Genomic DNA, 22,431 nt, shown 5'->3' on the forward strand with positions numbered 1-22,431 from the left:
AACGACATGCAACTGCACGCGCCGATCCAGCCCTGCCTGTGGTTCGACACCCAGGCCGAGGAAGCGGTCAAGCACTATATCTCGATCTTCCCCGACTCGCGCATCACGCACGTGTCGCACTACAGCGCGGCCGGCCAGGACGTGCACCGCATGACGCCGGGCAGCGTGATGGCGGTGCAGTTCGAGGTCGACGGCCAGCCCTGCATCGCCATGAACGGCGGGCCGCTGTTCCACTTCACTGAAGCGGTCTCGTTCATGGTGATGTGCGACAGCCAGGAGCAGATCGACTATTACTGGGAACGCCTGGGAGAGGGCGGAGACGAGGCGGCGCGCCAGTGCGGCTGGCTGAAGGACAGGTTCGGGCTGTCGTGGCAGGTGACGCCGACCGAGATCATGTCCTGGATGGCCGGTCCGCAAGCCGACGCCGTCATGACGGCGCTGCTGCCGATGAAGAAGATCGACGTCGCCGCCTTGCGCGCGGCGGCCGGACTTTCCTGATGAAGCGTGCGGGCAATGCGCGGCGATTGCCGCCATAATGGATGCATTCCTTCAATCGTCCATTCGGCAACCAGATGACCAACAAGAAAAGCGCCGCCAAGGGCGGCAGCAAACCCGCCGACACCGACCCGATGGTCGAGGTGCGCCAGTCGCCCGTCCACGGCAACGGCGTCTTCGCACTGCGCCCGATCGCCGCCGGCGACCGCATCATCGAGTACAAGGGCCAGCGCATCAGCTGGGACAAGGCGACCCGGCGCGCCGAGAAGGCGGGCGGGCCGATCAACCATACCTTCTATTTCAGCCTGGCCGACGGCCGCGTGATCGACGGTGGCCGCGACGGCAACGACGCGCGCTGGATCAACCACGCCTGCACGCCCAACTGCGAAGCCTTCGAGGACGACGGCAAGGTCTATATCCACGCCATGCAGGACATCGAAGCCGGCGAAGAGCTGAACTACAATTACGCGCTGATCTACGACGAGCGCCATACGCCCAAGCTCAAGAAGCTGTTCGCCTGCCGCTGCGGCACCCCCGGTTGCACGGGCACGATGCTGGCGCCAAAGCGGGCCGCAAAGCGCCGCGCCGAGAAGTAGGCGACAATACAGCCTGCCGCGCCCGTTGCGCACATGCCTGGAGCCTTGATGAAACCCGTAGTCCGCAGCCTGCTGGAGACCGACCTTTACAAGTTCACGATGTGGCAGGCCCTGCTGCACAGCCACCCCGGCGCCACCGGGGAATACGAATTCCGCTGCCGTAACGAGCCGGCCTATCCGCTGGCCGAACTGAAGGACGACGTCGAACGCGAACTCGACTACCTGTGCAGCATGATGTTCACCGAGGGCGAGGTGGCCTACCTGCGCGGCCTGCGCTTCATCAAGAGTGACTTCGCCGACTTCCTCACCCTGTTCCGCTTCCAGCGCAAGTTCATCCGGGTCGACACCGACGGCCCGCACCTGACGATCCGCGCCAGCGGCCCGCTGGTGCACGTGATGGGCTTCGAGATCTTCGTGCTCTACATCGTCAACGAGCTGTACTTCCGCCGCTTCGACCAGCAGGAAGCGCTGCTCGAAGCGCGGCGCCGCCTGCAGCAGAAGATCGACGAGCTGCGCGCCTTCGGCAACGAGGCGCCGCGCGCCAACCCGTTCGAGTTCTTCGATTTCGGCGTGCGCCGCCGCTATTCCGGCGAGTGGCACGACGAAGTGGTGGCCACCATGGCGCGCGAGCTGCCCCAGTACTTCAAGGGCACCTCGAACGTCTACCTGGCGTACAAACTCAAGCTGACGCCGATCGGCACCATGGCCCACGAATACCTGCAGGCCCACCAGTCCTTCGGCACCCGCCTGCGCGACTTCCAGAAGGCCGCGCTCGAGAACTGGGTGCAGGAATACCGCGGCGACCTGGGCACGGCCCTGACCGACGTGGTGGGCATGGACGCCTTTTTGGCGGACTTCGACCTGTATTTCGCCAAGCTGTTCGACGGCCTGCGCCAGGATTCGGGCGACCCGGTCGTGTGGGGCGAGAAGGCGCTGGCGCACTACGCCAAGCTGCGCATCGACGCGCGCACCAAGCGCCTGGTGTTTTCCGACGCCCTCACGGTGCCCAAGGCGCTCGAGCTGTACCGCCATTTCGCCGACCGCGTGATGACCGGCTTCGGCATCGGCACCAAGCTGACCAACGACACGCCGCACAAGCCGCTGAACATCGTCATGAAGCTGGTGCGCTGCAACGGCCAGCCGGTGGCCAAGCTGTCCGACACCAAGGGCAAGTCGCAGAGCACGGACGAGACCTTCATCGCTTACCTGCGCCAGGTGTTCAACAAGTACGATTCTGGCGACTGAGGGGCGACTGCGGGGCGACTGCTGGGCAACTGAGCCGCGAAATTGTGTGAGTTTGTGCGGCGCCGGAACGCGCTATGCTGTCGGTTTTCGATCCTTCCAGACGGAGTCCGCCATGAAGCAGCTCGCACCGATCGCCCTCGCCATGATGTTCGCCATGCCCGTCGCCGCCGTGCATGCGCAGGAAACCGACCACACCAAGGCCGGCGTGGCCGCCGCCGGGCAGTGGCTCGCGCTTGCCGATGCGGGCAAGGCCGCCGAAAGCTGGAGCGCCGCCGGCACGGTGTTTCGCAGCGCCGTCACCGCGGAGCAATGGAACGGCATGCTGGCGGGCGCCCGCGCGCCGCTGGGCGAACTGAAATCGCGCACCCTGGCCAACGCGCGCCATACCCGCACGCTGCCGGGCGCACCGGAAGCCGACTATGTGGTGATCCAGTACAGCGCCGTGTACGCCAACCGCCCGGGCGTGACCGAAACCGTGGTCACCTCGCGCGAGGCGGACGGCGGCTGGAAGGTCATCACTTACCTGATTCAATAAGCTTCCACAACTCGGTCGGCAGCGCCGCCGGCGCGTCCGGCTTGAAGAAAGCCGAATCCTGGATGTGCGAGGTCGTCACGTAGACCGTGCCGTCCGGGCCCTGGCTGAAGGTGTCGGGCCAGCGCAGGCGTTCGTCCTGCACCACCACCCGTACCTCGGCCTGTTGTCCCTGATCGAGGTCGCGCATCTTGATCGCATCGTCCTGCACCGAGGTCAGGAACATGCGCTTGCTGCCGCGATCGAACAGCAGGCCATCGTTGACGCCGTTGTGGCCATACTCCTCGACCGCATCGCCCACGTCCTCGCCCTGCAGGCCGCGTTCGATCAGCGCTTGCGTGGGGATGCGGTACAGGGTGTCGCCCTTGATCGCCTGCCAGTACAGCCAGGCGCCGTCGCCCGACAGTTCGATGCCGTCGGCCGAGAACTCGACCCCGCGCCCGTCCGGCCGGCGCAGTACATCGCCGTCGGCTTTCACGTTCAATCCCTTCTTCATCTGGGTCGACGGGTGGCCGTCGAGCAGGCGCACCGTCTTGTCCTGCCCGAGGTCGACCACCAGGATGGCGCCGACCACGCCCGAGTCGGTGATGTAGGCGTACTTGCCGTCGTTCGAAAAGCGCACGTCGTTCAGGTAGGAGCCCTGCGGCGCGGCGTCTTCGTCGAAGGCGATCGTGCGCACGACCTTGTCGCTCGCCAGGTCGACCTGCACCAGCTTGGCGCCGCCGGACACCAGGTGCGCCTGGGCCGGCGCCGCCGGGTCGAGCACCCACAGGCTGCCGCGGCCGTCGGCCACCACGCTCTGCACGCACACCCAGTGGTCGTGCGGCGTCACCTCGTCCTTGCGCGCGTTGCGCCAGGCGTTCCATTCCTGGTCCGGGTAGGGGCGCAGCGAACCATCCGGCTTCAGCTCGGCCACCGAGACGGCGTTGTCCTCGGTCCAGCGCGGGAAGTTGACGAAGATGCGCTTGTCCTCGGACACCGAGACGCCAGTGACCTGGTGCTCGAAACGGGCGACGAGTTCGATCTTGTATGCGGTCATGCCAGTCCTTTCGTGATGCGCTCAAGCCGCCGCGCGGGCGGCCGGGCGCGATGGTTTGCGGGTCGCGGCCTTCGCCGGCGCAGGCTTCTTGCGTGACGCCGGGGGCTTCGGAAGGTTTTGCAACTGATCCTGCTCGTGGCGCAGGCGCTGCTGCAGCATGGCCAGCACCGCCGCTTCTTCCGGCTGCAGGGCGTGCAGGTCTTCCTGCAGCTTCTCTTCGGTGCGTTCGCGCAGCACCTCGAGCGCGGCGCCGTCGAGATAGGCGTCCAGCACCGCAGGGTGCACGTAGCACTTGCGGCAGATCGACGGCGTATTGCCGAGCTTTTCGGCCACCGATTCGATCGCGCGCACGATGTTCTTCTTGGCCTGGGCCTCGGAATCGAACTTCTCGAACTCCTGCAAGGCCAGCGCCGCCAGCACGGTGCCCGACCAGGTGCGGAAATCCTTGGCCGTGTAGTCTTCGCCGCCGATGGCGCGCAGGTAGTCGTTGACGTCGCTCGAATCGATGGCGTGGGTCTCGCCGTCCTCGTCCACGTACTGGAACAGTTCCTGGCCCGGCAGGTCGCGCGAGCGCGCGACGATGCGCGCCAAGCGCCGGTCGTGCACCTTGACCTTGTGATAGACCCCGCTCTTGCCGCGGAAGCTGAACTCGACGTCGCTGCCGTCGACCCTGGCGTGGCGGTTGCGCAGCGTCGTCAGCCCGAACGACTTGTTGGTGCGCGCGTATTCCTCGTTACCGACACGCATCATGGTCGCTTCAAGCAGGTAGACGATGGTGGCCAGCACTTTTTCGCGCGGCAGGCCGGGCAGGCGCAGGGCGCGGTCGACCTCGGCGCGGATGGCCGGCAGCGCCTGGCCGAACTTGAGCATGCGCTCGTACTTGACCTCGTCGCGCGCCTCGCGCCACTTGGGATGGTAGCGGTATTGCTTGCGGCCGCGGGCATCGCGCCCGGTGGCTTGCAGGTGGCCGTTGGCCTGGGGGCAGATCCAGACTTCGGTCCAGGCGGGCGGCACGACCAGGCTCTTGATGCGTGCCAGCGTCGCCTCGTCCGTCACCGGCTCGCCGCGGGCGTCGAGATAGCGAAAACCGTCCTTGACGGTGTCGCGCCGGATGCCGGGCCGGTCGTCATGGACGTAACGCAGGCCGGCCGCGCGCGCGGCGGCGGGTGGATCGCTGGGGACGGCATCGGCGTCGGGTTTTTCGCTGGGCATGGCAGGGTCGCTGGAAGGTGGATCTTCCAGCCGATCCTACCCTTGGCTTCCCCCGCTCACTGTACGCGAAGTAACGTAGGCGCAGTCCGAAGCACGTAGGCGCAATCTGAATCCGGCTGCATGTGCTCAGCGGTAACGCGCCTCGACCAGGTCGATCTCGCGCAGCAGCTTGCGCGCGATCTCGTCCGACAGCTGGTTGTGGCGCGCCATGCGCAGCAGCACCGCGCGTTCCTGCTCGAGCGCGGCCAGGCGGTAGTGGCGTTCGGCATTCTCGGCGGCGCGCGCGCGGACGGGTTCGATGCCGGCGCCTCCGACGTTGCCCGACCAACCGTCGAGCCGGTACTGGTACAGGCTGCGCACCTGGTCGGCCGCGCTGGCATGCATCTCGGCCGCGCCCTCGGCATCGCAGCCCGAGGTCGGCGGCGGCGGCGGGGCCGTGGCGATCGCTTCCAGCGCCGCCAGCGCGGCGGCGTGGCGCGCCTGGTCTTCCTCGCTTTCGTGGGCCGCTTCGGCCGGCAGTTCCAGGCCGCGCAGCACGCGCGGCAGGCCGACGCTGGCCAGCACCAGCGACACCACGATCACCGCGCTGGCCAGGAAGATCACCAGGTCGCGGCCCGGGAACGGCGTCCCGTTCGGCATCGCCAGCGGCAGGGTCAGCACGCCGGCCAGGGTGATCGCGCCGCGCACGCCGGCCAGCGAGGTGGCCAGGATCAGGCGCGGATTCGGACGGTAGACGGCCTGCTGCTGGCGCCGCGCGGCCAGCAAGGTCAGGCGCAGCGAGACCCAGACCCAGATGAAGCGCAGCAGGATCAGGCCGACGCTGATGGCCAGCGCATTGCCCAGCAGCCACCAGACATCATGGGCCGCCGGCAGTTCGGGCGCGACCAGGGCGGCGCTGACGATGGATGGCAGCTGCTCGCCCAGCAGCACGAACATCACGCCGTTCAGCGCGAACTGGACGGTATCCCAGACCACGGCGCGGCGCACGCGGGTGGTGGCCAGCGCGCGGCCGCTCAGCTCGACGTAGCTCATCGTGACGCCGGCCGCCACCGCCGCCAGGATGCCCGAGGCTTGCAGGTGCTCGGCCGCCAGGTAGGCGCCGAAGGGCAGCAGCAGGTTGACCAGGATCGGCGAGCCGCTTTCCTCGCCGATGCGCGCCGCCAGCATGCGCTGGGCCCAGCTGACGGCGACCGTCAGGCCGACGCCGATCGCGATTCCCGCGAGCGCCACCCACAGGAAGGTGAGGGTGGCGTCGCCCAGCGAGAAAGTGCCGGTGAGCGCAGCCGCCACCGCGAAGCGGAAGCACACCAGGCCGCTGGCGTCGTTGAGCAGCGACTCGCCCTCGAGGATGTGCATCAGGCGCGGCGGAATCGGCACGCGCGCCGCGATCGACGACACCGCGACCGGGTCGGTGGGCGCCAGGATCGCGGCCAGCGCGAACGACACGGCCAGCGGCAGCGACGGGATCAGCCAGTGGATCAGGAAGCCGGCGCCGATCACGGTGAACAGCACCAGGCCGAGCGCCAGTTCGAGGATGGTCGAGCGGTCGCGGAACAGGCCCACCTTGGGAATGCGCCAGCCGTCGAGGAACAGCAGCGGCGGCAGGAACACGAGGAAGAAGATGTGCGGCTCGAGGCGCACGCCATGGCTGGTGGTGCTGGAAATGGCGGCGCCGAGCGCGATCTGGACCAGCGGCAGGGGGACGGCGAACGGCAGTATCCGCACCAGGTAGCCGCTCGCCACCACCGCCAGCAGCATTGCCAGTACGATTCCTACCTCATCCATCGATATCCCTCCCGTCCATACATGACATGACAACATGAAATGATACGGGATCGCGGCGATTTACGTCGGAGGCGCTCGTGCAGCGCCGGCAGCGCCGGCCAGCGAACCGTGCGAACTCAGGACGCCCGGCGCAGATGCTCGAGCAGCGCTTCCAGCGGCATCGGCCGGTGGAACAGGAAGCCCTGCATGCTCGCATTGCCGTGGCGCGCGAGATACCCGGCCTGGGCCTCGGTCTCGACGCCTTCGGCGACCACGCGCAGGCCCAGGTGGCCGGCCATCGACAGGATCGACTGCACGATCGCGGTGCCATCCTTGTCGTTCGGGGTGTCGCGGATGAAGCTCTTGTCGATCTTGAGTTCGTACAGGGGCATGCGGGTCAGGTAGGCCAGGCTCGAGTAACCGGTGCCGAAATCGTCGACCGAGATCCGCACGCCCAGCGCCGCCAGCTCGTGCATGCGGCCGATGGTCTGGTCGAGGCGGTCGACCAGCAGGCCTTCGGTGACCTCGAACACCAGCTGGCCGGGCGGCACCCCGGTGTCCTGCAGGATGCTTTCCACCCGCGCCACGAAGTCGGGCTGGCGGAACTGCATCGGGCTGACGTTGACCGACAGCGGCAGCGGATGGCCGGCGCGCGCCAGCGCATGCCAGGCCAGGCAGGTTTCGCGCAGCGCCCACTCGCCCAGCGGCACGATCAGGCCGCTCGACTCGGCGACCGGGATGAACTGGTCGGGCGGCACGCTGCTGCCGTCCTTGCGGCGCCAGCGCATCAGGAGTTCGGCCCCGCTCGGGCGCCGCGCGCCGTCGACCTGCAGCTGCAGGTGCAGCGACAGCTCGCCGTGCTCCAGCGCCAGGCCCAGGTCGCGCTCGAGGGTGAGGCGGCGTTCGGCGTCGCGCAGCATGCCGGCCTCGAACAGGGCGACGCCGTTGCGGCCGCGCGCCTTGGCGTGGTACATGGCGGTATCGGCCTCGCGCAGCAGGTCGTGCACCGCGAGCGGCGCGCCCGCCGCCGCGGTCAGCGCGACGCCGATGCTGGTGGTGGCGTAGTAGCGCTGGCCCTCGATGATCATCTTTTCGCACAGCGCGCCGCGGATCTCTTCGGCCAGCGCGAGCGCGCGCGTGGTGGCGGCGCCTGCCTCCGCGCCCAGGTCGTCCAGCAGCACCACGAATTCGTCGCCGCCCAGGCGCGCCACGCAGGCCCGCGCTCCGGCCACCGCCGCCAGGCGTTCGGCGGCCTGGCGCAGCAGCTGGTCGCCGACGGCATGGCCGCGCGCATCGTTGACGTTCTTGAAATTGTCGAGGTCGACGTACAGCAGCGCGCCCAGGGCGCCGTTGCGGCGTGCCCCCTCGGCCAGTTCGGCCAGGCGGTCCATCAGCAGGCGCCGGTTCGGCAGGCCGGTCAGCACGTCGTAGAAGGCCAGGCGGTTGACGGCGTCGGCGGCGGTGCGCGCTTCCTGCGCCGAGCGCGCCAGGCCCTTGAAGAGGGTGCCGGCGGCAAAGGTGACGAGGCCGCCGACGCAACTGAAGTTGATCGCCACCACCACCGAGGACAGCAGCGGATCGGTCTCCAGCCCCGGCACGTACAGCCGCGCATAACCCTTCACGCCGAACGCCACGATGCACACCGCGCCCAAGGCGAGCGTGAGGATGCCGGGCCGGTTGCCGAGCAGGATCACGGCCATGATCGGCGGCGCCATCAGGTAGTTCAGGCTCACCGGCCCCACCGCCAGCATCAGCCCGATGGCGACCATGAACAGCACGGCCAGGAAGTTCAGCACGCGGAAAGTGTGGGGCAGGCGGTCGAGGCGCCAGATGGCGAAGATCCAGGCCAGGGCCACCGCGTCCATCAGCGCGATCTGCCACAGGCCCTGGCGCAGCGCCAGGGCGACGCTCGGCAAGGCGGCGCTGGTGCCCAGCACCAGCACGATCGGCAGCAAGGTGGAGAAAACACGCACGCGCCAACGCGCGATATCGTCAGTGGGAAGCATCAGGCAGCATCCAGGTCAGCATGCCCACAGAATTTCTCCAGAGTGCATAAATTTGCTCGTCGGCAAATTTTATGTAGGCGGCATGGCGATTGTCACGCGATATTTACACGGATGTTGCTCTGAAACGACCAAAGGTGAAATGACAACAGGCCCGCGTCGACACGATGCGGACCTGCCCGTCAGCGCGCGGCCGCCGTGGCCAGCAGCTCGCCCAGCTGCAGCGTGTTGACCGGCTTGACCAGGTAATGGTCGAAGCCGGCCTGGCTGGCCGCCTCGCGGTCTTGCTGGCGTCCGTAGCCGGTGGCGGCGACCAGGGTCGCGCCGCTGGTCTGCGGCAGGCGGCGCAGGCGGCGCGCCAGTTCGTTGCCGTCCATGTCGGGCAGGCCGATGTCGAGGATGCAGACCTGCGGCGCGAACACCTTGGCGATCTCGAGCGCGTCGACGCCGCAATAGGCGATCTCGACCTCGTTCCCGGTGGCGCGCAGGAACAGGTTGAGCGTGTGCGCGGCGTCGAGGTTGTCGTCCACCACCAGGATGCGCAGCGCGTTCGGCGCGGCCGCATCGGGGATCGGGTTGCCGGCGGACGGATGACCGAGCAAATGCGCCGGCAGGGGCGCGCTTTCCTGCCGGTGGCGCGGCAGGCGCACGGTGAAGGTGCTGCCGCGGCCCAGGCCGGGGCTGCGCGCGCTGACGCTGCCGCCATGCAGCTCGACCAGGCTCTTGGCCAGCGCCAGGCCCAGCCCCAGGCCGCCCTGCGAGCGGTCCGGGGTGCGCTCGGCCTGGGTGAACAGGTCGAACACGCGCTCGACCAGGGGCGCCTCCATGCCGATGCCGTCGTCGCTCACGCTCAGTTCCCAGTCGCCGCCGGCTTCCAGCAACTGGAGCTGGATGTGGCCGCCCTCGGGGGTGTACTTGGTGGCGTTGCCCAGCAGGTTGGCCACCACCTGCACCAGGCGCTTGTGGTCGCCCTTGGCCTGGGCTGGGCCGCTCGGCAGGTCGAGCACCACCTTGTGGCGCCGCGCGCCGATCAGCGGGCGGATCTGCTCGGCGGCGTCGTCGATCACGTTGCGCAGGTCCAGCACCTGGGTCGACAGCGACACCAGGCCGCGCGTCACGCGCGACACGTCCAGCAGGTCGTCCACCAGGCTGGTCATGTGCTCGACCTGGCGCGCGATGATGGCGCAGGTCTGGGTGATCTGGGCGTTATCCGAGTGCAGCAGCTTGAGCAGGTGGGCGCCGGTGCTGATCGGCGCCAGCGGATTTCTCAGCTCGTGCGCCAGCATCGCCAGGAATTCGTCCTTGCGCTGGTCGGCGGCGCGCAGTTCGCGCTCGGCCTGGCCGCGCGCGGTTTCCTTTTTCTGCAGGTTCTCGGCCATCTCGTCGAGCGCCGCCGCCAGCCGCCCGATCTCCTCGTTGCCGTACTCGATCCGGGTGCGCGCGTCGAGTTCGCCGGCGGCGATGCGGCGCGCGACCGTGGTCAGGCCGCGCACCCGCTGCACGATCAGCTTTTCGCCGGCCAGCCAGGCCGCCAGCAGCGCCAGCAGGGTGGTGGCGCCAAGGCCGAGCAGGGACATGAACTGGGCGTCGCGTGCGACCTGGGTGATCAGGTCGGTCGGCATCCCGATGGTGATGGTGTAGTCGGTGAGGGTCGGCGAGCCGACGCGGGCGAAGGCGTGCAGGCGCTCGATCCCGTCCTCGCCGCGCACCACCAGCGCGCGCTCGTGCGGCCCGCGCATGGCGTCCAGCAGTTCGCCGGTGACGCGCTTGCCGAACCAGCGTTCCGGGTCGGGGCGGCGCGAGATCAGGTTGCCCGAAGCGTCGGCCGTCTCCAGGATCGAACCGGGCGGCATGCTGATGTCGTTGACGAAGGTGTCCAGGCCGGCCAGGTCCATGGCCGCGAACACCACTGCCACCACGTCGCCCGAGCGGTCGATGACGGGATAGGTGAGATTGATCGTGTGCTTGCGGATCACGCGCCCGAACACGTAGTCGCTGGCGATGAAGCGGCGTTCGGCGATCGCGCGCTTGAAATGGCTGCGGTCGCCCAGGTTCACCGGGTGCAGCATCGGCACCGCGCTGCAGGTGACCTCGCCGTCCAGCTGGATCAGGCCGAAATTGACATAGCCCTCGTTGCGGTCGAGGACATTGGCCAGCAGGGCATTGCAGCCGGCGGTGTCGCCCATCAGGTCGGGCACGCTGACCAGGTCGACCAGGATCTGGCGCGCGCGGTCGATCGATTGCGCCTCGTTGGCGGCCGCCAGCGCGGTGAGGCGCTTGAGGTTTTCTTCCGAGGCGCGGATCGCCGCCTCGCGTTCGCGCAGGCCGCCCAGCACGGTGACGACGGCGATCGGTGTGATCGCCAGCAGCACCAGCAGCATCAGGCGGCTGCGCAGGCTGTTCAGGCGAAAACGTCCCAGCAAATTGCTCATCGAGGCTCCGCCGACTGCGCCAGGCGCGTGCCGAACGCGATGATGCGGCGCACGCCTTCCATCAGGGTGTCTTCGTCGTCCGAGATGTAGCCGATGCGGATGAAGCCGGGCTCGCCGAGCGCGTCGCCCGGCATCAGCGCCACCCGTTCCTCCTCCAGCAGGCGTTCGGCGAAGCCGACCGTGTCCATGGTGAGCCCACGCACGTCGCCCCACAGATAGGGGCCGGAAGCCGGCGCATGCATGGTGATCCAGGGCGCGTCGGCGAACCGGCGCACCACCAGGTCGCGCCGCGCGCGGTAGTCGCGCAGCAGTTCGTGCGGGGTACCGGTAGCGAAGGCGGCCACCGCCGCCACCTGCGACAGGTGCGGCGCGGCGGCCGTGATCGGCCCCTGCAGGGTCTGCATCGCATTCACCAGCGCGGCGGGGGCGAGCGCGAAACCGACCCGCCAGCCCATCATGGCATAGCTCTGCGAGGCCGAGAACAGGGTGACCACGCCGACGGCGCGCCAGTCGCACAGCGCCGCCAGCGTGACGTGCTCGCCGTCGAAGATCAGGTGTTCGTAGCTCTCGTCGACGATCACGTGCACGCCGCCGGCCGTCGCCCAGTCGCGCACCAGTTCGAGCTCGCGCCGGGTGTACACCTTGCCGGTCGGGTTGTGCGGGTTGTTCAGGACCAGCACCTTGACCTTGCCGAGGGCCGCCAGGCAGGCCTCGGTCAGCGTCTCCGGCAGGTCGGCCAGCACCACCTCGAGTCCCAGCAGTTCGGCGGTGGCGAGATAGGCCGGCCAGTGCGGACGGAACACGGCGATGCGGTCGCCCGGATCGGTCATCGCGTACAGCGCCTGGTAATACGCCTGTTTGCAGCCGTTGGTCACGATGATCTCGTCCGCCCGCGCCTCGATCCGGTTCTCGCCGGCGAGCTTGGCGCGCAGCGCCTCGCGCACCTTCAGCGCGCCGCCCACCTCGGTGTACGGCAGCGTGCGTTCGCGCTCGATGGCGCCGGAGACGGCGTCCAGCACGCTGGCCGGGGCCGGAAAGTGCGAAATCGCGATCGAGAAATCGATTACGCGCTCGCCCGCATTGCGCAGCGCTTCGGCGCGGCCATGCATGGCGGTGGTGGCAAGGGGGCGGGAGTGCGCGATTCGGTTTGAAATGTTCATCGTGTCTGGCGAATTATCCAAGTTGGGTGGCCGGCTGCGCATGGTCCGGAATCTCGGTTCTGCTCTTTCTGGATTGTACTAAAAATTGGCATTTTTCAGAGGGCCATTCTTTCGTGCGCAACAAGTGGTTGACACCTCAAGCATTGGGACAGGTAAACTAGGCGCCATACCAGCACCCGGAGGGATCATGAACATCGTTTGCGTCGGCGGCGGCCCGGCCGGCCTCTACTTCGGCCTGCTCATGAAACTGCGCCACCCGACGCATGCGGTGACTGTCGTCGAGCGCAACCGGCCCGGCGATACCTTCGGTTGGGGCGTGGTGTTCTCGGACCAGACCCTCTGCCACCTGGCCCGGGCCGACGAACCGAGCGCGCGCGCCATCCTGCAAGCGTTCAATCATTGGGACGCGATCGACGTCCACTTCAAGGGCGCCACCATCACCTCGCACGGCCACGGCTTTTGCGGCATCGGGCGCAAGCGCCTGCTCGACATCCTCGCGGCGCGCTGCCGCGCGCTGGGCGTGGAGCTGGTATTCGAGACCCGGGTCGACGACGTGGCCGAACTGGCGCGCCGCCATCGCGCCGACCTGGTGGTGGCCGCCGACGGCGTCAACAGCGCGATCCGCCAGCACTACCGCGACGCGTTCCAGCCCGAGGTCGAGGAGCGCCTGTGCCGCTTCGTGTGGCTGGGCACGCGCAAGCGCTTCGATGCCTTCACCTTCGCCTTCGAGGAGACCGAACACGGCTGGTTCCAGGCGCACGCCTACCAGTACGACGACGAGACCTCGACCTTCATCATCGAGACGCTCGACACGACCTGGCGCGCGAGCGGCCTGGCCGACATGGATCAACCTGATGCGCTGGCCTTCTGCGAGCGCCTGTTCGCGCGCCACCTGGACGGCCAGCCGCTGATGGCGAACGCCGCCCACCTGCGCGGATCCGGCATGTGGATCCGCTTCCCGCGCCTGGCCTGCCGCAACTGGGTCCATATGCTCGAGGTCGACGGGCGGCAGGCGCCACTGGTGCTGATGGGCGACGCCGCCCACACGGCCCATTTCTCGATCGGCTCCGGCACCAAGCTGGCGCTCGAGGATGCGATCGGCCTCGCCGATGCGCTCGATGAAGAGGTCGATGTGGCGGCGGCGCTGGCGCGCTACCAGGAGGAGCGCCTGGTCGAAGTGCTGAAACTGCAAAGCGCGGCGCGCAATTCGATGGAGTGGTTCGAGAACGTGGCGCGCTACACGGCCATGGAGGCCGAGCAGTTCGCCTATTCGCTGCTCACGCGCAGCCAGCGGCTGTCGCACGAAAACCTGCGCCTGCGCGACGCCGCCTACGTCGACGGTTTCGAGCGCCGCTTCGCCATCGCGGCGGCGCGCCAGGCCGGCGTGGCGCCGCCCACGGCGGCGCCGCCGCCCATGTTCACGCCCTACAAGGTGCGCGATGTGCTGCTGAAGAACCGGGTGGTGGTGTCGCCGATGGCGCAATACTCCGCCGTGGATGGCGTGGTCGGCGACTTCCACCTGGCCCACCTCGGCGCCCGGGCGCTGGGCGGGGCGGCGCTGGTGATGGCCGAGATGACCTGTGTCTCGGCCGACGCCCGCATCACGCCCGGCTGCCCGGGCCTGTACACGCGGGAGCAGATGCTGGCCTGGAAACGCATCGTCGACTTCGTGCACACGGCCAGCGACGCGAAGATCGGCGTCCAGCTCGGCCATGCGGGCGCCAAGGGCTCGACCCGGCCGATGTGGGACGGCATCGATCTGCCTTTGGCAAGCGGCAACTGGCCGCTGCTGTCGGCCTCCAGCCAGCAGTACATCGATGGGGTCTCGCAGATCGCGCGTGAAGCGACGCAGGGCGACCTGGAACGCATCAGGGACGACTTCGTGCGCGCCACCCGGGCTGCCTTCGACGCCGGCTTCGATTGGCTCGAGCTGCATTGCGCGCACGGCTACCTGCTGTCGAGTTTTATTTCTCCGCTGACCAACCGGCGCCAGGACGCCTACGGCGGCAGTCTCGAAAACCGCTGCCGCTACCCGCTTGCGGTGTTCGCCGCGGTGCGCGCGGCCTGGCCGGGCCAGCTGCCGATCAGCGTGCGCATCTCGAGCCACGATTGGGTCGAGGGCGGCATCACGCCGCAGGACGCGGTGCAGATCGCGCGCCTGTTCCGCGCTGCGGGCGCCGACATGATCGACTGTTCGTCGGGCCAGGTCAGCAAACTGGAGAAGCCCGTGTTCGGACGCATGTTCCAGGCTCCGTTCGCGGACCGGATCCGCAACGAGGCCGGCATCCCGACCATCGCCGTGGGCGGCATTCATGAGGCCGATCACGTGAACGGCATCATCGCCGCCGGCCGCGCCGACCTGTGCGCGGTGGCGCGCCCGCACCTGGCCAACCCGGCCTGGACGCTGCTGGAAGCGGCGCGCATCGGCTACACCGGCGCTGCCTGGCCACGCCAGTACGTGGCCGGCAAACAGCAGCTGGAGCGCAACCTCGAGCGCGAGCGCCAGCTGCAGGCGGCGTCCAGCGGCCTGTCGCCACAGCAGGTGGCCACGCGCCTGCTCGAAGGCTGACTTTTCAAACATCAGGAGTCACACATGCATTATCTACCGGGGCAGTCGCACCGCCTGCCGGGCGGGCGCAGCAGCCTTGCGGGCCATGCGGCGCAGCACTTTGGCTTCGCGCTCGATGCCGGCGTCGCCACCATCACCCTGAACCGGCCCGAGCGCAAGAATCCGCTGACCTTCGATTCCTACGCCGAGCTGCGCGACCTGTTCCGCGCGCTGGCGTATGCCGACGACGTGAAGGCGGTCGTGATCACGGGCGCCGGCGAGAACTTCTGTTCCGGCGGCGACGTGCACGAGATTATCGGCCCGCTGACGACGCTGGACATGCCCGGCCTGCTGGCCTTCACCCGCATGACGGGCGACCTGGTCAAGGCGATGCGCGCCTGCCCGCAGCCGGTGGTGGCGGCGGTCGACGGCGTGTGCGCCGGCGCCGGCGCGATCCTGGCGCTGGCCTCCGACCTCCGCTACGGCACGGCGCGCAGCCGCACCGCCTTTTTGTTCACCCGGGTCGGCCTGGCCGGCTGCGACATGGGCGCCTGCGCGCTGCTGCCGCGCGTGATCGGCCAGGGCCGGGCCGCCGAGCTGCTGTACACGGGCCGCTCGATGGATGGCGAGGAGGGCGAGCGCTGGGGCTTCTTCAATCGCCTGTGCGCGCCCGAACAACTGCTCGGCGAGGCCAGCGCCTTGGCCGCCACGCTGGCGGGCGGCCCTACCTTCGCCCACGGCATGACCAAGAAGATGCTGCAGCAGGAGTGGAATATGGGCGTGGACGAGGCGATCGAAGCCGAGGCCCAGGCCCAGGCGATCTGCATGGCGACCAATGATTTTCATCGCGCCTACCACGCCTTCGTGGCCAAGGAACGGCCGCGCTTCGAGGGGGATTGATGGACTACCTGGACTGGCCGTTTTTTGAAGAGCGGCACGGCGCGCTGGCGCGCGAACTGGACGCCTGGGCGGCGGATAACCTGATTGATGCGCATGGCGCTGACGTCGATGCGATCTGCCGCGCGCTGGTCGCGCGCCTGGGCCGCGACGGCTGGCTGCGCCATGCCGTCGGCAGCGGAAATGGGGCCATCGACACCCGCGCCATCTGCCTGATCCGCGAAACCCTGGCGCGCCATGCCGGCCTGGCCGACTTCGCGTTTGCGATGCAGGGTTTGGGCAGCGGGGCGATTTCGCTGTTCGGCACCCAGGACCAGAAGCGGCGCTGGCTGCCGCCGGTGGCCAATGGCGAAGCGATCGCCGCCTTCGCCCTGTCGGAACCCGAGGCCGGCTCCGACGTCGCCGCCATGCAGTGCGCGGCGCGGCGCGATGGCGACGACTGGGTGCTCGATGGCGAGAAGACCTGGATCTCGAACGGCGGCATCGCCGATTTCTACGTCGTCTTCGCCCGCAGTGGCGACGGCGGCGGCGAGGGGGGACGTGGCTCGAAGGGCATCTCGGCCTTCATCGTCGACGCCGCGACGCCGGGCCTGGAGATCGCCGAGCGCATCGACGTGATCGCGCCGCATCCGCTGGCGCGCCTGCGCTTCACCGGGTGCCGGGTGCCGGCCGCCTGCCTGGTGGGGGAAGAAGGCCAGGGCTTCAAGGTGGCGATGGCGACCCTGGATGTGTTCCGCACCTCGGTCGCCGCCGCCGCGCTGGGCTTCGCGCGGCGCGCGCTGGAACAGGCACTGGCGCGCGCCCAGGCGCGGCCGATGTTCGGCAAGACCTTGGCCGACTTCCAGCTCACCCAGGCCAGGCTGGCCCAGATGGCGCTGGAGATCGACGCCGCCGCGCTGCTGACCTACCGCGCCGCCTGGCTGCGCGACAGCGGCAAGCGGGTGACGAAGGAAGCGGCGATGGCCAAGCTGGCCGCCACCGAATCGGCGCAGCGCGTCATCGACGGCGCGGTGCAGCTGTTCGGCGGCCAGGGCGTGCAGAGCGGGCAGGTGGTCGAAGGCCTGTACCGCGAAATCCGCGCGCTGCGCATCTACGAGGGAGCGAGCGAAGTGCAGCTCCTGATCATCGCGCGCGAGCTGCTCGCGCCGAAGGTTTAACCCAGGGTCTGGAGCAGGGATGGACATTCTTCAACCGCCGGGCTGGCCGCGCCCCAAGGGTTATTCCAATGGCGTGGCCTGCCGCGGACGCCAGATCTTTGTCAGCGGCATGATCGGCTGGGATGCCGAAGGGCGCTTTCACACCGACGACTTCGCCGGCCAGGCGCGCCAGGCGCTGGAAAACATCGTCGCCGTGCTGCGCGAAGCGGGCGCGGGGCCCGAACACATCGTGCGCATGACCTGGTATGTGGTCGACAAGCGCGAGTATCTCGACGCCGGGCGCGAACTGGGCGCCGCCTACCGCGAGGTGCTGGGGCGGCACTATCCGGCCATGAGCGCGGTGCAGGTGGCGGGCTTGATGGAGGAGCGCGCTAGGGTCGAAATCGAGGTGACAGCGGTAGTGGCTGATTAGCCCATAATAGCTTCTCACCTGACGTGTTGCGATAAGCCCGAGTTTGTTCTCCATATCATGAGTGCATCCCTTGGGCTCTGTAAATGCTCATAATGAGGTGATCGATTTTATGGTTTATTTTCCCAAAGGAAAATCAAATAGGTATCTCGCCATCTAAGAGATTCGAAAGCTCTGAAAAAATCGAGCCGTGCAGATCGGGCTTGGCTTATTCTGGGGTGCGAGGAATCAATTTCATAGATTTCATATATTTGCAGATGAAAGTATGAGCGAAAGCTTAGAACAAATTAAGAATGCCATTCTTTCGCTGAAAGCCGCCGGTCCTGACGGGTTTGAGGGTTTTGTGCGAATAATCCTGACTTCGCTTACGGGTGTTCCTTTTCGTCTAGCTGCAAGTGGACTTCAGGGTGGTATAGACGGCAGCGCCACTTTTTACAGCGATTCAGTTTGCTTCGAAGCGAAACGGTATTCAGATGCTATCCCGCGCAATGAAATTCTAAGCAAGGTCGCCGACCTCGCTAGAAGCAGTCATGCTTCTGACCGCCTATGGGTGCTTGGTGCGACCAGTGAAGTAAGTTCTCAGTTGGTGTCGGCGGTGCGTGAAGTCGGGAATCAGCGTGCCATATCGACTCTTATACTTGACTGGGCGGAGTTCCCTTTGCCGCTCTTGGGCATCACGGCGGTAGCTGCAGGTCAGCAGGCCATCGATTTTTTGTATGAATATGGCGCGCCAGAGTGTGAACGCGATACGCTCGACGAGGCGTTCAAGGCTGTTGCGAACCATCCAGATTTCGACGAGCTTGTAAATAAAACGCAGAACAATCTTCGTGTGCCAACGCTTGCGCTGAAAAATGCTATATCGAGCAATCGAAAATGGCGAGACAGATCTTTCGCATCGGAAAGCAGCGCACGTGCTAAGCTTGGACAAGCACTGGATATAAACAGATATCCACAACTGCATTCTTTACGTAAATCGCTTCGAGATGAGATACGAGTCAGGGTGGAAACTGGCGGCGACGTCGTCTTGTTGGGTGGCGAGGGGCACGGCAAGTCGTGGCTCGCAGCTCAAATATGCTTAAGCTATGACGGAATTGGTCTTTTCTTGGGTGCCGAACAGCTTGAGCGTATTGGGACACAGCCTATCGAGGAGGGGCTAATTAGTTTTTTCATCGAACAAACCGATGACATACCGGATGAGTCGACAAGGTTACGGTGGTCTCACCGTTTTAATGCTTGGAAACAGCAACCGGGAATTCAGCGGTTCTTAGTGATCGTTGACGGTATCAATCAGCGATCTCACTTAAGATGGGATCGAATTCTGAATGCCCTACATTTTGAGCTGGTGGCGTTGGGAGGCCGACTGGTCGTGACATCGCGACCGCAGTTCTGGCTTAGGACCGTCTCACCTGGTCTAGCCTTCTCGCAAAACCCGATCGATATTCCCGAGTGGCTGCCCGAAGAACGTAACCAAATCTTGCAACATTGTGGAGTCTGTTTGGATTGGCTGGACGAGACGACTCTTAGAAGCTTATGTAATCCGCGATTACTCGGAGTCTCTATAGCAGTCATCCCTCATCGGGTTGCGGACGCTTGGAAAGGACTCACGACCGACCGTGTCCTAATGGAACATCTTCGGGCTTCTCAACGCGAAAATTTCGAAGACGAAACTTTGCAAGAGTTGACGAAGCGTCTTAGTAATCACGCAAAGAAGGTCTTAGACCAGGTTGGAGAGTCGGCCAAACTTTTGACCATGAGTTTTGAAGAAGAGTCAACTGCAGTAATAGAAACTCGATTTTTCCAAACGCTTCAAGGTCCTGGCAATGCGTATGAGCTCCGTGCTGAAGGTTTGACACTTGCTCTCGGCTATACATTGGTCGATCAATTATGGCAGGCACATCGCCGTAAATTGGATCTGCGCGAACACATCACACATCTAATAGAACCAATCTCTGCCATTGATCGAACGGTCGATGTAGTGTTCGCGGCTCTCATTGTATGTACGCTTGATCCTATTCGCTTTGATCGAAAAATATTTAGTGCATTACTAGAAGCATTTGCGGATCTTCAAAACGTCGATGACTGTCGCTTTAAGGAGTTTGTCTCAATCACAAGCCAGAAGCCTGTGGAGTTAATGGAGACCCTAGGCGATATCGTTCTCGCAGGCAGGCGGCGTTTGAATGAGGATTGGTTGCGACAAGCAGCGTTGGAGATTGCCCGTTCAGCTGAAGTATGGCCAGTAGTGGAGATTTTTATTCATCGGTGGTTGCGGGTGTACAACAAGGACGCGGCAAAACAAATCGGTGACTTTCCAAAGGAAAATGAAGAAGATGAGAAAAAGCAAATTCTAACTCGGAAGGAGGAAATTGATGATATCTTGGCGTCGCTGTCTGTCTTCGAGTTAAATTTGCTCGACCAAATGTCTGAAGTTTCTGGTGACACCGAGGCAATATATAGCTTGGCATTAAGTTTTCTGGCGGGGCGCCCGTTGGCAGGGTTCGCAGATTCATTTGTAGCTCTTGGACTCGGCTTCGCGCTTGGGAAAAATATTTGGTCCGCACGCAAGGCATTTAATCATCTGACAACGTTCAATCGAGTAGATCGCATTGCAACGCGAGATGCTTTTCGCACTGCGGTGGAACCCCTACGAACTTTGCAAACCTCGAAAGCCGGTCGCTGGACGCTAGTGAGAATGCTGTACGCGGCAGGAGACGAAGCAAGTGCGCTAGAGGCGAGCGAAATCGCTTACGAATTAAGAAAAGATCAGTCTCGGTGGAAAGAACCGAACCCAAGCGGGTGGCGTCAGGCTCAGGTCGCTAACCCAGACGCAGCACGCCCGATGGATATGGAAAAAGCGCTTCTTAAATTCGCAGCGATATCACCTGCGGGGATAATGCAGTTCATGGGCCAAACCGAGCACGATTACGATTTGCAGGAGCTATTGCCAGTTGTATGCAGATTTCAGAGCGACGTTAGTGTCGCAAAAATACGTCAGATATTAGATACTCTCTTGGTTAGGACTGCAATTCCACTTCGTCAGCTAATCCTCAACGGATTTGAGTATAGCCCATTGGCGACCAGAGGTGTTAGTTTGGATATTTTGGCAAGAGCGGCTGACTCGGACATCTTTTCGTCAAATATGCATCGTGAGCGAGATATACTGAGGATGAGCTTATTTAGTTATGTCATCCAAAATCTCTCTCCGGCAGAACAGTTGGAATGTCTAATCAATCCATGTTTTGGATCGGACTATTCTATACGCATTCTTCCATTTCTTAAAGAGCAACGTCCTGAAGTAATTTCAGACGCGTTGCAATCTGCTCTCTTCAGGAGCGACGAGGCTGTCGGTTACGGGGCTCTTATTGCTGCATATTATGGTGGCACAACGATGACGGATCAGCTTGAATCTCTGATTGCCGAATTTCGGTGTGCAGAATCGCCAAGCCTTCGATCGATTTCCTTGCAACTTGCATTAAAACACAGCTTGAAGAAACTTAGGAAAGCCCACGTCGAGAGCGAGTGGTACTCGGCTAATATCGATACAAGATCGTCGGAACATTGGTATGGTTCACTTCTTTTAGTCGACGCATGTGCTAATGGAGAGATTTCTGTTGAGGAAATGATTTCGCGCAGTGCTCCTGGAACGTGGTTTGCCGCTGTTAGACAAATCGGCCATCCGGTCGGGGAAATCTTGGCTGCCTGTTTTTTACGTCGATTGCAGGGTGCCTTAAAGTCGCCTGCCGAGTTAGCGATGCCGGCTATTGACATCACTCTTACTGTCGGTGATGGCAATCTCTCGCCAAGGTATTCAATTAATTCCGCTGACCGTGAGAAGCCGCGTTTTGATCGAGAGCTATCTTATAAAGAGGCTTTTCCGCCTGATTCCGAGGCCGATTTCTACGAAAGGCAAGACGATAATCGCACGATTTTCGAAACATTTCTACGTAAACTTGAAGGAACAGATGCGTGGATGCTGGTTGAGCGTATCACTATAGACGAATTGAAGTTATTGATCAGCCATAGGCCTTCATTAAGTTTAGAAGTAGTCGAGCTTATGGAGAAAGCAAATGATGTTGAGCTTGCTTGGGTTAAGAATGTGGCCTTTGCAGCCGCAAATTTAGTTTCCGGTGACATGCCAGAGAGAGCTGTAGCACTTTTCACTAGGATTAGTGGAACGCAAGGGTTTGTTGACTTTGTGCTCGAAGACAACTTGACTATAGCGCACGAGGCAATCTGGTCTAGCACACCATCAACTGCCATCGAAAATCTATGGTGGCGACGGCTTGCTTACGCTGCATCTGATGAGATTTTGGCTCAAGAGGTATTGGCTGCTGAACGTTTCGGTGCGGAGGCCTATATAAAAAAGTTTGTTGAAGAGAATGCTGCAAGTCCGTCAACGCTCGACCAAGCTATGGCAGTTGCGGTGGCCGGATTTTCAAACCGGTCAGATTTTTATTCTGAGATAATTACTTGTCATTTAGATAAGGAAGGAATATCTGGTGATGCGGCTAAAATGGCTAAGTCGGCTGCCGATGCTGCCAGGTGGGCGCGCGTTTGGCTAGCGGATATGTGGAGTGCAAAAACTCTAGAGGAGTTCTGGCGTTGTTTGATAATACTGGGGACATGTATGGACTCTCGGTTGGATTCTGGGCCAAACAGATGTTCGGAGTGGTCAGATTACCACTTAGTCTTTGCGAAATTGCGAGATAACGCTAGTGCGAAGCAAGCTAGGAAGCGCGAGAAGACGTTATTCGGCTTAGAGGCACCGGGCAAAATATATCTTGCGTAACTTGAAGTGAGCCATAATAAAATTATGAGTATGTTGGTCATCGCTACGCCAATGCTTAATCCGGATTACTGACGTGGATGTTTAATCCTCGCACCAGACTCCGACTGTCGACGAGCGGCATGGTCGGCTGGGATGCCGAAGGCGCTTCCACACTGT

At 64.1% G+C, this 22,431-nt stretch carries 15 protein-coding genes; 9 read left to right on the forward strand and 6 right to left on the reverse strand.

From position 1 onward, the window contains the following. The first annotated feature begins 6 nt into the window (after positions 1-6). The 4 genes from LO55_RS16960 (at position 7) to LO55_RS16975 (ending at position 2,871) form a co-directional block, all read left to right on the forward strand. A complete protein-coding gene (locus LO55_RS16960; protein WP_005667264.1) occupies positions 7-498 on the forward strand; it encodes a VOC family protein in 492 nt (163 codons plus the stop codon). Positions 499-572: 74 nt separating this feature from the next. Then, the gene (locus LO55_RS16965) at positions 573-1,091 is read left to right on the forward strand and encodes an SET domain-containing protein (protein WP_005667266.1); all 519 of its coding nucleotides are present in this window, start codon (positions 573-575) and stop codon (positions 1,089-1,091) included. 48 nt (positions 1,092-1,139) lie between these two features. Then, positions 1,140-2,336 (forward strand): nicotinate phosphoribosyltransferase, encoded by a 1,197-nt coding sequence (gene pncB, locus LO55_RS16970; RefSeq protein ID WP_071362363.1) that lies wholly within the window; start codon positions 1,140-1,142, stop codon positions 2,334-2,336. Positions 2,337-2,448: 112 nt separating this feature from the next. Beyond that, entirely contained in the window at positions 2,449-2,871 is a 423-nt protein-coding gene (locus LO55_RS16975; RefSeq protein WP_071362364.1) for a DUF4019 domain-containing protein, read from the forward strand. Here the strand turns inward: LO55_RS16975 and LO55_RS16980 are convergent. The 6 genes from LO55_RS16980 to LO55_RS17005 all read right to left on the reverse strand — a co-directional run bounded on the left by LO55_RS16980 (position 2,852) and on the right by LO55_RS17005 (position 12,478). Further along, positions 2,852-3,907 carry an L-dopachrome tautomerase-related protein gene (locus LO55_RS16980; protein WP_071362365.1) on the reverse strand — a complete coding sequence of 352 codons (1,056 nt, stop codon included), beginning with the start codon at positions 3,905-3,907 and terminating at the stop codon, positions 2,852-2,854. The genes LO55_RS16975 and LO55_RS16980 overlap by 20 nt on opposite strands. Positions 3,908-3,928: 21 nt before the next feature. Beyond that, complete coding sequence (locus LO55_RS16985) at positions 3,929-5,119, reverse strand: DNA topoisomerase IB (protein ID WP_071362366.1); 1,191 nt, start codon at positions 5,117-5,119, stop codon at positions 3,929-3,931. Between the two features lie 126 nt (positions 5,120-5,245). Beyond that, the gene (locus LO55_RS16990) at positions 5,246-6,904 is read right to left on the reverse strand and encodes a Na+/H+ antiporter (protein ID WP_071362367.1); all 1,659 of its coding nucleotides are present in this window, start codon (positions 6,902-6,904) and stop codon (positions 5,246-5,248) included. Positions 6,905-7,020: 116 nt separating this feature from the next. After that, positions 7,021-8,889: a putative bifunctional diguanylate cyclase/phosphodiesterase gene (locus LO55_RS16995; protein ID WP_071362368.1), complete on the reverse strand. Its 1,869-nt coding sequence runs from the start codon at positions 8,887-8,889 to the stop codon at positions 7,021-7,023. A gap of 179 nt (positions 8,890-9,068) precedes the next feature. Further along, entirely contained in the window at positions 9,069-11,318 is a 2,250-nt protein-coding gene (locus tag LO55_RS17000) for a hybrid sensor histidine kinase/response regulator (protein ID WP_071362369.1), read from the reverse strand. Continuing rightward, positions 11,315-12,478 (reverse strand): pyridoxal phosphate-dependent aminotransferase, encoded by a 1,164-nt coding sequence (locus LO55_RS17005; RefSeq protein WP_040776262.1) that lies wholly within the window; start codon positions 12,476-12,478, stop codon positions 11,315-11,317. The genes LO55_RS17000 and LO55_RS17005 overlap by 4 nt, the downstream gene beginning before the upstream one ends. A gap of 187 nt (positions 12,479-12,665) precedes the next feature. Between LO55_RS17005 and LO55_RS17010 the strand changes: the two genes are divergently transcribed. The 5 genes from LO55_RS17010 to LO55_RS26425 all read left to right on the forward strand — a co-directional run bounded on the left by LO55_RS17010 (position 12,666) and on the right by LO55_RS26425 (position 22,275). Then, positions 12,666-15,047, forward strand: a complete 2,382-nt coding sequence (locus LO55_RS17010; RefSeq protein WP_071362370.1) for a bifunctional salicylyl-CoA 5-hydroxylase/oxidoreductase — start codon at positions 12,666-12,668, stop codon at positions 15,045-15,047. 24 nt (positions 15,048-15,071) lie between these two features. Beyond that, positions 15,072-15,926 (forward strand): enoyl-CoA hydratase family protein, encoded by an 855-nt coding sequence (locus LO55_RS17015; protein WP_071362371.1) that lies wholly within the window; start codon positions 15,072-15,074, stop codon positions 15,924-15,926. After that, complete coding sequence (locus LO55_RS17020; RefSeq protein ID WP_083415386.1) at positions 15,926-17,080, forward strand: acyl-CoA dehydrogenase family protein; 1,155 nt, start codon at positions 15,926-15,928, stop codon at positions 17,078-17,080. Before LO55_RS17015 ends, LO55_RS17020 begins: the two co-directional genes overlap by 1 nt. A gap of 19 nt (positions 17,081-17,099) precedes the next feature. Next, positions 17,100-17,492, forward strand: coding sequence for a RidA family protein (locus LO55_RS17025; RefSeq protein WP_071362373.1), 393 nt, complete (start codon positions 17,100-17,102; stop codon positions 17,490-17,492). 262 nt (positions 17,493-17,754) lie between these two features. Beyond that, the gene (locus LO55_RS26425; RefSeq protein ID WP_143054543.1) at positions 17,755-22,275 is read left to right on the forward strand and encodes a PDDEXK family nuclease; all 4,521 of its coding nucleotides are present in this window, start codon (positions 17,755-17,757) and stop codon (positions 22,273-22,275) included. Positions 22,276-22,431 lie beyond the last annotated feature (156 nt).

This window comes from Massilia timonae (assembly GCF_001866515.1).
In the GTDB taxonomy this organism is placed as follows: domain Bacteria; phylum Pseudomonadota; class Gammaproteobacteria; order Burkholderiales; family Burkholderiaceae_D; genus Telluria; species Telluria timonae.